This window comes from Micromonospora gifhornensis, assembly GCF_016863515.1.
GTDB classification, from domain to species: Bacteria; Actinomycetota; Actinomycetes; order Mycobacteriales; family Micromonosporaceae; genus Micromonospora; species Micromonospora gifhornensis.
Genome location: NZ_BOPA01000052.1, coordinates 1 through 11,418 on the forward strand (window position 1 = coordinate 1; position 11,418 = coordinate 11,418).

12 protein-coding genes, 1 pseudogene and 1 riboswitch are annotated in these 11,418 nt (G+C 69.6%); of the genes and pseudogenes, 6 read left to right on the forward strand and 7 right to left on the reverse strand.

Features of this window, described 5'->3' with window-relative positions:
* The 4 genes and pseudogenes from Vgi01_RS27460 to Vgi01_RS31530 form a co-directional block, all read left to right on the forward strand.
* A pseudogene (locus Vgi01_RS27460) lies at nucleotides 1-187 on the forward strand (acyl-CoA thioesterase); the annotation flags it as partial.
* Nucleotides 188-247: 60 nt separating this feature from the next.
* Entirely contained in the window at nucleotides 248-814 is a 567-nt protein-coding gene (locus Vgi01_RS27465) for a LysE family translocator (protein ID WP_275412584.1), read from the forward strand.
* Nucleotides 815-1,284: 470 nt separating this feature from the next.
* Nucleotides 1,285-2,418, forward strand: coding sequence for a M48 family metallopeptidase (locus tag Vgi01_RS27470; protein ID WP_204292999.1), 1,134 nt, complete (start codon nucleotides 1,285-1,287; stop codon nucleotides 2,416-2,418).
* Between the two features lie 66 nt (nucleotides 2,419-2,484).
* Nucleotides 2,485-2,856, forward strand: coding sequence for a response regulator (locus Vgi01_RS31530; RefSeq protein WP_373307055.1), 372 nt, complete (start codon nucleotides 2,485-2,487; stop codon nucleotides 2,854-2,856).
* Here the strand turns inward: Vgi01_RS31530 and Vgi01_RS27480 are convergent.
* The 5 genes from Vgi01_RS27480 to Vgi01_RS27500 form a co-directional block, all read right to left on the reverse strand.
* Nucleotides 2,826-3,704: a TauD/TfdA dioxygenase family protein gene (locus Vgi01_RS27480; protein WP_204293001.1), complete on the reverse strand. Its 879-nt coding sequence runs from the start codon at nucleotides 3,702-3,704 to the stop codon at nucleotides 2,826-2,828. The two genes, Vgi01_RS31530 and Vgi01_RS27480, sit on opposite strands and share 31 nt — an antisense overlap.
* Complete coding sequence (locus Vgi01_RS27485) at nucleotides 3,701-4,471, reverse strand: ABC transporter ATP-binding protein (protein WP_204293002.1); 771 nt, start codon at nucleotides 4,469-4,471, stop codon at nucleotides 3,701-3,703. The genes Vgi01_RS27480 and Vgi01_RS27485 overlap by 4 nt, the downstream gene beginning before the upstream one ends.
* Nucleotides 4,458-5,480 (reverse strand): taurine ABC transporter substrate-binding protein, encoded by a 1,023-nt coding sequence (locus Vgi01_RS27490; RefSeq protein WP_204293003.1) that lies wholly within the window; start codon nucleotides 5,478-5,480, stop codon nucleotides 4,458-4,460. The genes Vgi01_RS27485 and Vgi01_RS27490 overlap by 14 nt, the downstream gene beginning before the upstream one ends.
* Before the next feature lie 10 nt (nucleotides 5,481-5,490).
* Nucleotides 5,491-6,357 carry an ABC transporter permease gene (locus tag Vgi01_RS27495; protein WP_204293004.1) on the reverse strand — a complete coding sequence of 289 codons (867 nt, stop codon included), beginning with the start codon at nucleotides 6,355-6,357 and terminating at the stop codon, nucleotides 5,491-5,493.
* A 352-nt stretch (nucleotides 6,358-6,709) separates the two neighbouring features.
* Complete coding sequence (locus Vgi01_RS27500; RefSeq protein ID WP_204293005.1) at nucleotides 6,710-7,030, reverse strand: hypothetical protein; 321 nt, start codon at nucleotides 7,028-7,030, stop codon at nucleotides 6,710-6,712.
* A 358-nt stretch (nucleotides 7,031-7,388) separates the two neighbouring features.
* A riboswitch (SAM riboswitch) is annotated at nucleotides 7,389-7,509 on the forward strand.
* A gap of 48 nt (nucleotides 7,510-7,557) precedes the next feature.
* Here Vgi01_RS27500 and Vgi01_RS27505 point away from each other — a divergent pair.
* Nucleotides 7,558-8,793 carry an aminotransferase class V-fold PLP-dependent enzyme gene (locus tag Vgi01_RS27505; protein ID WP_239089188.1) on the forward strand — a complete coding sequence of 412 codons (1,236 nt, stop codon included), beginning with the start codon at nucleotides 7,558-7,560 and terminating at the stop codon, nucleotides 8,791-8,793.
* A 180-nt stretch (nucleotides 8,794-8,973) separates the two neighbouring features.
* Here Vgi01_RS27505 and Vgi01_RS27510 read toward each other — a convergent pair whose 3' ends face one another.
* The gene (locus Vgi01_RS27510) at nucleotides 8,974-9,567 is read right to left on the reverse strand and encodes a TetR/AcrR family transcriptional regulator (protein WP_126713139.1); all 594 of its coding nucleotides are present in this window, start codon (nucleotides 9,565-9,567) and stop codon (nucleotides 8,974-8,976) included.
* 90 nt (nucleotides 9,568-9,657) lie between these two features.
* Between Vgi01_RS27510 and Vgi01_RS27515 the strand changes: the two genes are divergently transcribed.
* Nucleotides 9,658-10,566: a zinc-binding dehydrogenase gene (locus tag Vgi01_RS27515; protein ID WP_013733039.1), complete on the forward strand. Its 909-nt coding sequence runs from the start codon at nucleotides 9,658-9,660 to the stop codon at nucleotides 10,564-10,566.
* Here Vgi01_RS27515 and Vgi01_RS27520 read toward each other — a convergent pair.
* Nucleotides 10,465-11,361: a thioesterase II family protein gene (locus Vgi01_RS27520; protein WP_013733040.1), complete on the reverse strand. Its 897-nt coding sequence runs from the start codon at nucleotides 11,359-11,361 to the stop codon at nucleotides 10,465-10,467. The two genes, Vgi01_RS27515 and Vgi01_RS27520, sit on opposite strands and share 102 nt — an antisense overlap.
* Nucleotides 11,362-11,418 lie beyond the last annotated feature (57 nt).

Sequence of the window (11,418 nt, forward strand, 5' to 3'; positions counted from 1 at the left end):
CCCCACCGACGTGGCCACCGCCCACCTGGTCATGGTGGCGATCGACGACGACGGACATCCTCGCGCCGTCCCGCCGTTGCTACCCGAGACCGACGGGGATCGGCGACGCTACCGCGAGGCACAGATCCGCCGCGAACACCGACTCGCGCTACGCCGCGCTCTGCTTGACGGTGCCGAGGAGGGCTGAGCCTTGCTCGGACTGTCAGTAACGACCCTCGTGGGCTACCTTGCCGTGATCGCCGTTCTCATGATCACACCCGGTCCCGACATGATGTTCGTCCTCACCAATGCCACCCGCTACGGCGCCCGATCCGGCGTCATCGCTGCACTCGGCGTCGCCGCGGGAGAAACCATCCACGTCGCGGCGGTGGTCTGCGGCCTGGCCGCGGTGATCACCGCATCGCCGGTGCTGTTCACCGCCATCCGCTGGGCCGGCGCCGTGTATCTGGTCATCCTCGGAATCCGAGCCGTACGCCTCAGCGGCTCCGCCAACCACAGCCACCTCGAGCGCGGCGCAACGCCTCGCCAGGCATTTCTGCGCGGGTTGGTAACCAACCTGCTCAACCCGAAGATGATCATGTTCAGCGTGGCGTTTCTGCCCCAGTTCGTCGATCCAGCTGCCGGCGACCCCGCCGCCCAGCTCATCCTGCTCGGTGCCCTGTTCGTCGCCGTGCAGCTCACAGTTGACGTCACCCTCGGCGCGGGCGTCGGACGCCTGGCGCATCGAATGACCGACGGACTCTGGTCACGGCGCATCAACCGACTCTGCGCGTTCGCCTTCGTCGCGCTTGGCGTTCGCCTCGCACTGGGCTAGGCCGTGTTTCGTAGGGCGCGGAGCCATTGGTTGATGGCGGCGATGGTGAGGGTGGCTTCGTAGCGCACGGCGAGTCGTAGCGGGTGGCCTTGACAAACCACACTCACAGATTGCTGTCTTACCTGGAGCCTCGCCCTCATCGATCAGCAGCCCCGGCCTACCTGCGCTGACCTGCAAGATCAGGTTGGAAAAGGCTCGGTGACGGGCCTTCCTCAGGTAGGCGGTCCGATGGCGCCCGGCGGCGCCCGAGCCGGACCATGCACTGCTGTCACTTCGATCTAGACTCCACCCTCGTGCCGACGAAGACGACGCTGAGCAGATGTCCGGCCTGTGCCCACGACCTGGTCCTGCTGGAGGCGGGGGCGCCCTCGTGGTGCCCTGCCTGTCAGTGGAACCTGGACGTGTACGACCCCGCCCTGGCCCCGTGGCGCGGCACCAGGATGATCGGTCGGTGGGGGTTCCGGCGAGGGTTGGAGATCGACCGGGCGACGCATGAGCAGGTGCTGGCCGACCCGGAGGCCCGCCCGGATGGGACGTCGTCGGGGGAGGTCTGGCTGTCGGTGGTCTCCGTGCTGCTGGCCCTGCTGGGGGTGGCGGCGGTGGGCTACCTCGCCTGGCTCGTCGTGGCCAGCGACCTGCCGCAGGGGGTCAGGCTGGCCCTTGCGATCCCGGCTGTGATCGTCCTGCTGCTGGTCAAGCCGTCGTTCGGGCGGGTGCCCAGGCATGGCGTGATCACTGAGCGCGAGGCCCCGCAGTTGCACTGGCTGGTGCGGGAAGTCGCTGATGCCGCCGGAACACCGGTTCCCGACGTGATCTGTGCAGATCTGAGTCTCAACGCCGGTGTCGCGCGGCTGGGTTGGCGTCAGCGGTCGGTGCTCGTCATCGGGATTCCCCTGTGGGTGATGCTGCCGCGGCCGGCCCGGGTTTCGCTGCTGGCCCACGAACTGGGGCACCTGGCCAACGGCGATCCGCTTCGGGTGCGGAGGACCCTGCTGGCGAGGACGTTCGGCGCCCGGGCGGTAGTGGCCACCGGTGGGCGGAACCCCTGGCGGCGTGCCGTTCACGCGGCTGACTCGCTGGCCGAGCAGGGGTCGGGGCCGGTTGTGCTCCTCGGGATGATCGTCCATGGAATCGTCGCTCTCGCCAATGTCGCTGGCGCGACCGCGCAGTTGCTCGTCGACAGCGTGGCGATGCCCGACAGCCGCCGCGCCGAATACCGGGCGGATCTGGTCGCCCGCCGGGTCGCCGGCAGCGCGGCCTTCCTCCGATCCTCCGAGACGGTCCTGCTCGCTGGCCGGATCTGGCAGGACTTGTGGCACCTGGCGCCGCGTATCGACGGCGAGCAGTTGGAGGCGGCGGCTGCTGAAGCCCGGGAAAGCCTGGCTGCTCGTCTGCCGCTGGCTCGTCAGCTCAGCCGGCGGACCACCGACCTGTGGAGTTCCCACCCGGGCGAAGACCAGCGGATGCGGCTGATCGAGGCCCTGCCTGCTGTCGACGGCGCTCTCTGTGTTGACACCAGGCGCTGGGCCGATATCGATACCGAGCTCGCGCCATGGCGCCGCGCCGCACACAACGTCCTCCTCGGAACCCGGGACCGGTTCTGAGAGGTTGCCGGTGAGGCCGCCGACGGCGTGGAGGCGGTCGCCGTGGTCCGCCGTAACGAGCCCGACGTGGTGCTCATGGACATCCGCATGCCCGTGATGGACGGCATCGAGGCAACTCGCCGAATGGTCGACGGCATGGCGAGGCCACCGCGGATCATCATTCTCACGACCTTCAACGTCGACCGGTACGTCTACGCCGCGCTCGCACCGCATCGGGTGGCCGCGCTCGTGCTCGAGGAGCGCCCACCGCCGGTGCTGCTCGGCCTTGCCATGCCGAGCTGCGTCCCGGAGACCGCGCCGTACTACGACCGGGAGGTGCGGCCGGCCGTGCTTTCGGGGCTGAATGCCCCCGACCCCGCCTGGTGGGAGGCGCTCGCCACGACGCACCACCGGCACATCGTCAACGATCAACCACTACCGGATCGGCAGTGCACGTAGTCCTTCGGTCCGCGGGGGATGTCGCCGCGCAGGGTGATGCGGTGCATGACCCGTCGAGCGGATCCGTAGTCCCGGTTGGCGTAGTGGGTGGTACTGCGGTTGTCCCAGAGCGCCACGTCCCCGGGGCGCCATCGGTGCCGCACGATGTGCTCCGGCTTGGTGAGGTGGGCGTAGAGCAGGTCCAGGATGGCCCGGCTCTCGAAGTCCGATACGCCGACGATGTGCGAGGTGAAACCCGGATTCACGAAGATCCCTCGACGGCCGGTCTCGGGATGGACCCGGACCACCGGGTGTTCGACCGGATCCAGTCGGGACACCTGTTGGCCCTCCCACACGTTGCCTCCGCGTTGGGCGAGGTAGTAGCCGAACTCGCGAGTGCCGTCGTGAATGGCGGTGAGTTGATCGACAAGTCGACGTACCGGTTCGCTGAGCGAGTCGTACGCCAGTTGCGCGTCGGCCCAGTTGGTGTCGCCTCCGGTGGGCGGGAGGATGACGGCGCGCAGGATCGAGCCGAGTGGTGGTCGCTTCATGAAGGTGACGTCGGTATGCCAGACGTCGGCGAAGCCGTTGTCCGTGCTGTCGAGGGCGTAGATCTCGGGGTGTGCGTCATCGACGCCGCCGACCACGGGGTGGGATGCTGTCAGTTCTCCGATTCTGCGTCCCAGACGCACCTGGCCATCGTCGTCGAGGCGCTGATCGCGCAGGAAGAGCACCTTGCGGTCGACCAGCGCGGCGCGCAGCGCCGTGACCTCCTCGTCGCTGGCGATGGCCAGGTCCAGACCGTGGACCAGAGCGCCAAAGTGTGGTCCCAGCGGTTCGAGGTCGAGCTGGGTGTGAACCGTGGTCATGCGGATGCTCCTTCGCTTCGGACGGCGTGTCCGATCTCGGCGCGCAGGGCGGCGTAGTCGGGCAGGCCTCGCAGGTCGTCCGGGGTGATGCCGGTGCGAGGTAGGTGGATGGGCAGGTCCAGGACGATCCGGCCGGGGCGAGGGCTGAGCACCACGACCCGGCTGCCGAGAAAGACTGCCTCGTCCACACTGTGGGTGACGAAGATCGAGGTGCGCCCGGGCGCGGTGCTGACCGAGCGAAGGTCTTCCTGGAGGCGCTCGCGGGTGAGCGCGTCGAGCGCTGCGAACGGTTCGTCGAGGAGCAGCAGTGGGCGGTCGGCGGCGAGGGCCCGGGCGATGGCGACTCGCTGCTGCTGGCCGCCGGAGATCTGCCAGGTGCGGCGCTTTGCCACGTCGTGCAGCCCGACCCGGTTGAGGAGCGCGTCGACGCCATCGGTGGGCTGCCCGGCGTACCGCAGTGCCAACTCGATGTTGCCGCCGACGGTTTTCCACGGGAAGAGCCGGGGCTGCTGAAAAACCAGGCCGGCGCTGCGCCCTGGGATCGGTGGTACGCCGCCGGTCAGGACCGTGCCGGTGGTGGGCTGCTCGAAGCCGGCGATCAGCCGCAGCAGTGTGCTCTTGCCGCACCCGGACGCGCCGACCAGGACGAGGAACTCGCCCGGCGGCACTGTCAGGTCGATGGGACCGAGGGCGACGACTTCGCCGTATCTGTGCTCGACGTCGGTGACGGTGATCGCCGCGGTGTCGCCGGATTCAGCCGAGGGCATCGGGCAGTCCTACGGTATAGATCGCTGCCTGTACGGTCGCCAGGTCTGGCACAGCGTCGATCTTCTGCTGGTCCTTGAGGAACTGTGCGGCGCTGACGAGATTGTCAGCGAGTTTGCCCTTGGCCGCGGAGGTGCCCAGCCATTCGGGGCTGGCCAGGTCCTCGGACTTGAGGAAGACACCCTGCGAGAGTTGCCGCTGCGCTTCCTCCGGGCTGAGGTTGAGTTCGGCGCCGACCGACTTCGCTGCCGCGGCGGGGTCGTCGTGGATCAGGTTCAGGGCCTGGGACTGGGCCTTGCGCCAGGCGTCGACTGCGGCAGGGTGCGCCTCAACGAAGTCCGTGGCGACGACGCCGAGGTCCAGTGTGGGCTTGCCGGCGGTGGCGAGTTCGCGACTGGTGATCAGCACCGTACCGGTCTTGCGGAGCTCATCCAGTGATGGCAACCAGGAGTAGGCCGCGTCCAGGTCGCCCCGGGTCCAGGCGGCCAGGATGTCCTGGGGCTCCAGGTCGACGATGGTGAGCTCTGATTCCTTGACGCCGGCCCGATCCAGGGCGGCCAGCAGGCTGTAGTGGGCGGTGGAGGCGAAGGGGGTCCCCACCTTCTTGCCGCGCAGGCCGGTGATGTCGGTGACGCCGGCGCCGTTGCGGGCCACCAACGCCTCGTTGTCGCCGGCCACGTCGAGGACGAAGGCGACCTGATACGGAATGTTCAGCGGCGCGGAGAGACCGCGCGCCACCGGACTCGACCCGATCGCCGCGATGTCGACGCTGCCGGCGACGAAGGCGGTGTTGATGCTCGCGCCGGAGTCGAACTTGGTCCAGGTGATCTGGTAGTCGGGTAGCGCATCCTCAAGCAGTCTCTGGTTCTTCACGATGAGGTCGCCGCTGGGGAAGGCCTGGTAGGCGATCCGGATGGTCTTGCGGCCCGGATCGCCGCCGCTGGCGGCACCGTCGCCGCAGGCACTCAACAGCAGGGACACGGCTGCCAGCAGACCGAGTGTCTTGCGCATCTGTTGTCTCCTAGATCTGGCCCCGCCACGGGATGAGCCGGTTTTCGGCGGTCCGTAGCAGGGCGTCGATGATGAGGCCGGACAGGCCAATGGCGAAGAGGCCGAGAATGACGACGTCGGTCTGGGAGTAGCGCTGGGCGTCGCGAACCATGCCACCGATGCCGGGTACGCCGTTGATCGTCTCGGCGGCGACCACCGAGGAGTACGCGACCCCCACCGCGATCCGGATGCCGGTGAATATCTCCGGTAACGCGTGGGGGAGCACCACGTCGCGGATCACGTGAACACGACCGGCGCCCAGCGCCCGCGCGGCCTCGACCAGACCGGTCGGTGCGGAGTGGACGGCCGCGGCGGTCGCGACCGCCACGGGCGGCAACGCGGCGATGGAGAGCAACCAGAGCTTGGGCGTCTCGTCGATGCCGAACCAGATGATGAAGAGGCTGAAGTAGGCAAGCGGCGGAAGGGCGCGGACGAAGGTGACGACCGGTTCGATCACTACCCGGAACCCGCTGACAGTTCCCATCACGACACCGAGGAGCACCCCACCGGCGATGCCGATCATGGAGCCGATCAGGATGCGCCGCAGGCTGACGCCGAGGTGTTCGATGAGCAGATGCCCGCTGTAGCCGCGGACGCCGTCGTGGGTGGTCGACGTCTGGACCAGTTGGTGCCACACGGCGCCGGGTGAGGGGATGAAGGTCGGATTGCCGGTGGTCCGGGCGGCGACTTCCCAGAGCCCGTAGAGCACGACGAGGGCGAGGAGCCGAAGCAGGATCCGACGGCGGCGCCCGCCACGGGGTGCCAGAGCCCTCCGGGCGGCCGTCGATGCACCGATCGAGGTTTCCGCGGTGGGTGACGCGGAGACTGTGGTGGTCACCCACTTTTCCTATAGTGAAAGTAGGTAATGGGCAAGCGGAGATCACAGGGCGGGACGGCCGGCTACGTACCCACGCTGTTTCGTAGTCATGGAGCACGTCGGCCTTTGGCTGTCCCGCCCAGCTGTTGTCGATGCCGAGGAGCGTGTCAGGGCGGGTGGCGAAGACCCCCTGAGCGTGGTGGCCGCCCGGTCGGCGAGAGAGGCGCTCGTTCTCCGGCGCGTGTAGCCCGTGTGGGGACTCCTGGCCGCGCTCCTCCGACTCGAGCATCCGAGCGACGTCGTCCAGGGTGAAGCCGAGGCTGGTGAGGCGGCTGATGCGCAGCGCGAGAATGAGATGACGGGCGATTATCGGTCAGGGAAATGCCGAAACCTGGTTGGTGAAGGTTGTGGCGACAACCAACGCCCCGCCGGCCGTCGAGGTCGCGGCCGGCGTCACGATAGACGCAAGAACGTGCCACCTGTTCGGAAGCCCAGCGACCAGGATGCCGATCATCGCGCCAACGAACACGGGCACCAGAATGAAGATGACCAGATGTTCCGCCACGTCGACAACAAGGAATGCTGCCGCCGAAGAAGGGGCGTCCGGCTCGTCTCGGATGACGAAGTAGGACAGTGCGCCGAGCCGCCTGCGTTCCTGCCAGTGGCTTTCCATTGCTACCGCAAAGTGCGGCACATGCCGTTCTGTACAGGCATAACCTGGCACCGCGGGCCGCTCGACTGGCGTATGCGATCCTCGACGGCACGCTGGTCTCGATCGACCGGGGCGCCGAGCGCCCGCTATCCACGATGAGATGGCAATGTCGTCGTGACCGCCTGGACCGACACGGCGATAACAACCATCCATGTGACGTCAGTGGGAACAAGGGACACTCGACTATGGTCACGTTCGATGTGCGCGCCAGGCAGATGTGCACGCCGGAGTGGCGTATCACTGCCCTGCGGCGCGCGGCAGCTATCTGTACCTGCACCGGGTCGGATAGTGCGCGAAGCGTACTGGCGGCAAGGCCGGTCCGTATGGCAATATCGGCGGCGGTCATGAGTGTCAGCGTCAAGGCCCCGGCCTGCTGGCCGGCAACCCTCGTGCGTCCGCGGTGGGGTGCCTCCGGGTGAGGACCAGGCCGCCGGCGTCCGCCGGAGAGGCAAGCGCGGACCCGTGCGGGTCCACCGTCATGAAGGACCAGTGTGCCCACGATCGCTCCTGTGGTGCTCGGCGCGGATCTGCCTGTCCGTCTCTCCGACGGCACCACCGTCACGTACGCCAACCTCGACTACGCCGCTACCGCACCGTGCCTCGCTGCCGCCGCCGATGCGGTCAATGAACTCCTGCCCTGGTACGCCAGTGTGCATCGGGGTGCCGGCGCGGCGTCACGTCGCTGCACACTGGCGTACGAGCAGTCCCGCCAGACCGTGGCGGATTTCCTCGACATCCGGCCCGACGACCACGTGATCTTCACCCGGAACACCACCGACGCGATGAACCTGCTCGCCCGGGCACTGCCATCCCACACCACCGTGGTGACCTGGGCGGGCGAGCACCATGCGAACCTCTTGCCCTGGCCGCGGGTGCACTGCCTGCCGGTGCCCGCGGACCTGCCGGCGGTGGTGTCCGGGCTCACCCGCGCACTGGCCGACCTGCGCAGCGCCGGCCCCGTGCTGGTAGCGGTCACCGGCGCGTCCAACGTCACCGGAGAGGTCTGGCCGATAGCCGAACTCGCCGAGATCGCGCACCGGCACCGCGCGCGGATCGCCGTCGACGCCGCCCAGTTGGCCCCGCACCGTCCGGTCTCCATGACCGACGCCGGCATCGACTACCTGGCGCTGTCCGGGCACAAGCTGTACGCGCCGTTCGGCGCAGGAGTGTTGGCCGGCCGGGCCGACTGGCTCGACGCCGCCGCCCCGTATCTCGCCGGCGGCGGGGCCACCAGGCACGTCGGTGACGAGGCGGCCGAGGTGCAGTGGCATGTTGGTCCCGCTCGGCATGAGGCCGGCACACCGAATTTGCTGGGCGCGGTCGCGCTCGCCGCCGCCTGCGCCACGCTCGCTGCCTCGCCGGCCGTGCTGGCGCACGAACAGGATCTGCTGAAGCGGTTGCGCGACGGGCTCGCGGCCTTGCCCGGGGTGGCAGAGCTGCGGACGTTCGACGTCGGTCACGACCGGGTCGGCATCGTCAGCTTCGCCGTCGCCGAGCAGCGAGCAACGGAGGTCGCCCACCGGCTCGCCGCTGATCACGGTATCGGCGTGCGCGACGGGTTGTTCTGCGCCCACCCGCTCGCCCGGAAACTGCTGACCGACGCGGCCGAGCGGCTCGGCTGCCCGACCGACAGGTACGCGATCCGGGCCAGCATCGGCATCGGTACGACCGTCGCGCACGTCGACCGGCTTCTGCGCGGGTTGCGGGAGATCGTGACGTCGAGTCGGGCGGCAGCGCGTCGCTGAACCGGCGAGCCTTCTATCAGGGGGCGTGCCGGCTCCGATGACCTCGAAAGGTGGGCAGTTGGTAGAGATCGCGGGCGTCGGCCCACAGGTTCGCAAAAGCCGGTCAAGCCCCGTTCACTGATCTTGCCGAGCGGATTGTCGAGCAGGTCGGACCGGGCGGGCGTGGGCCACAACCACTCGTTACGGGCCCGGGCGGCATGATCGCTCGGGCCCGGGTGGCAGCAGGCACCGTGCGAGTGCCCTTACGGCTGCGCGGAGCCGGTCGACGCCGCCGTCGGCGATGGTTCGGCGGACCAGTTCGGCGTCGAATGCCCCGAGCAGGACGTGGGCGACGTATCCGGCGTCGAGGTCCGGGCGGAGTTGCCCGACGAGCTGGCGCAGGTGTTCGTGCCAGCGTCGGTAGGTGGGGTCGTCGTGCCGTCCGGCGGCGCAGGCCATTGCGTGGGCGGCGAGGAGGGTCGCGTTGGTCGCGGCGAGGTCGGCCAGTGCGTCGAGGAAGGCCAGGAGCCGGTCCCCGGGCGGTGCTCCGGGCCCCAGCGGTGGTGGACCGTGGCTGATCTGCTCTCCGATTCGCGTCGCGCGTTCGGCGAGGAGTTCCCGGAACAGGCCGGACCGGCTGCCGAAGCGGCGGAAGACGGTGCCTTTGCCGACGCCCGCCCGGGCGGCGATCGAGTCGACGGAGATCGGCATAGCTTCGCGGTACGTCAATAGATCCTCGGTGGCGCGCAGGATCATCGCCCGGTTGCGGGCCGCGTCGGCGCGTTCAGTCGTCATGGCATTTCCCCAGAAAATTGGACGAGTCGGACTTACGGTAGCGGGGACAACCGGGCCGCTGGTCCGGATCGTGTTTCTGGAGGTCGTACCGTGCAAGCCCTGATCGCCGCCCCCGACACCGCCGAGGGACACCGCTTGGCCGAGGTGCCCGAGCCGGTCCCGACGCCCGGCCAGTTGCTCGTCGAGGTGAGACAGTCCTCGGTGAACTTCGGCGAGGCCCGCTTCCGTGCCGGGATGCCCGCCGGCACGGTGCTCGGTTACGACGCCGCGGGTTACGTCGTGCGAGCCGCCGAGGACGGCAGCGGTCCGGCCGTCGGCGACCGGGTGGTCGCCTTCGGTCCGGGAACGTGGGCCGAACGTGCCGTCTTCGACGTCGACAGCGTGGCGCGGATCCCCGACGGGCTCGATCTCGCCGCCACGGCGGCCCTGCCGATGGTGGGCCTCACCGCCCTGCGGACCCTGCGAGGCGCCGGCCCACTGCTGGGCCGTCGGGTGCTGGTCACCGGCGCGTCCGGAGGCGTCGGACGGCTGGCGGTCCAACTCGCCCGCCTCGGCGGAGCCACGGTGGTGGCGTCGGTCGGCTCGCCGGCGCGGGGGGAGGGGCTGCGCGACCTGGGCGCAGCCGAGGTGGTGGTCGGACTGGACGACGTCCGCGAGCCGGTCGACGTGGTGGTGGAGACAGTCGGTGGTGACCACCTCACCCGCGCGTGGTCGCTGCTCAAGCCGGGCGGGATCTGCCAGAGCATCGGCTGGGCGTCGGGTGCGGCGGCCGTCTTCGCGCCCAACTCGACCTTCGCATTGGGCGAACCCCGGCGTCTGCAGTCCTTCGGTGACACCTCCCGCCCCGGAGCCGACCTGGCTACCCTCCTGGCCTTCGTGGCCGCCGGGGACATCTCCCTACCGGTCGGCTGGCGGGACTCCTGGAAGCGCGTCGACGACGCGATCGAGGCGCTGCTCGGCCGCCGCGTGGCCGGCAAGGCGGTCCTCGACATCGACTGACGCCCCACCGTCGGGCCTGCCGCCCGGCAGCGAGGTCAGCTCGCCCAGGCAGGCCGCGATGTCCGCCCGGAGCCGATCGCCCGACCGGAGGTGGAACAGGTGACCGCCGGGCAGCACCCGCAGCCGGAACGACGACGAGGTGTACGCCGCCCACCCGACCGCGTCGGCGCGCCCCACCAGCGGATCGGAGTCGCCGACATAGGCGCGCACCGGCACCGGCACCGGATCGGGCCCGGTCGGAGGCTGGGAGTGCAGGGCCGCGAGGTCGCCGCGCAGCAGCCGGACCGCCGTCCGCACCCACGCGGGATACCGGCGTACCACCTCGGACATGCCCCCGATGCGCACCAGCAGGTCGGCGACCTCGTCGTCGGACAGCGCCGACACCGCGAGCGGTGGCCCGCAGCGCGGGTCCGGGTAGCCGCCGACGAACAACGCCACCGGCGGTCGTCCCCGCTCGACCTGCCGTCGGGCCACCGCGGCGGCCAGGGCCGCACCCATGCTGTGCCCATAGAGAGCGTACGGACGTTCCAGTGACGGCTCGACAGCGTCCACGACGGCGTCGAGCAGACGGCCGAAATCGGTGATGGGCGCCTCCCGCACGCGGTTCTCCCGGCCGGGCAGCTGCACCGGGTAAACCGCGACCCGTGGCTGCAACGCCTCCGCCCAGCCGGCGAAGGTGGACGCTGCGGCGCCGGCGTGGTGGAAACAGAACAGCCGCACCCGGTCCGCCGGATCCGGCGTCCGGTCCAGGTAACCGGTCGATCGTTGCGTGCCCGCCCGCGCTGTCCGCCCCATGGGCGTCATCGTGGCTCACCCCGGTAAAGCGACACCAAGCACGCGGACGTACGTGGT

Excerpts from the sequence above, each read along its gene's own strand:
- Vgi01_RS27465 (WP_275412584.1), top strand. The coding sequence starts at position 248 with ATGATCACACCCGGTCCCGACATGATGTTCGTCCTCACCAATGCCACC.
- Vgi01_RS27480 (WP_204293001.1), bottom strand. The coding sequence starts at position 3,704 with ATGACCACGGTTCACACCCAGCTCGACCTCGAACCGCTGGGACCACAC.
- Vgi01_RS27485 (WP_204293002.1), bottom strand. The coding sequence starts at position 4,471 with ATGCCCTCGGCTGAATCCGGCGACACCGCGGCGATCACCGTCACCGAC.
- Vgi01_RS27490 (WP_204293003.1), bottom strand. The coding sequence starts at position 5,480 with ATGCGCAAGACACTCGGTCTGCTGGCAGCCGTGTCCCTGCTGTTGAGT.
- Vgi01_RS27510 (WP_126713139.1), bottom strand. The coding sequence starts at position 9,567 with ATGACGACTGAACGCGCCGACGCGGCCCGCAACCGGGCGATGATCCTG.
- Vgi01_RS27520 (WP_013733040.1), bottom strand. The coding sequence starts at position 11,361 with ATGGGGCGGACAGCGCGGGCGGGCACGCAACGATCGACCGGTTACCTG.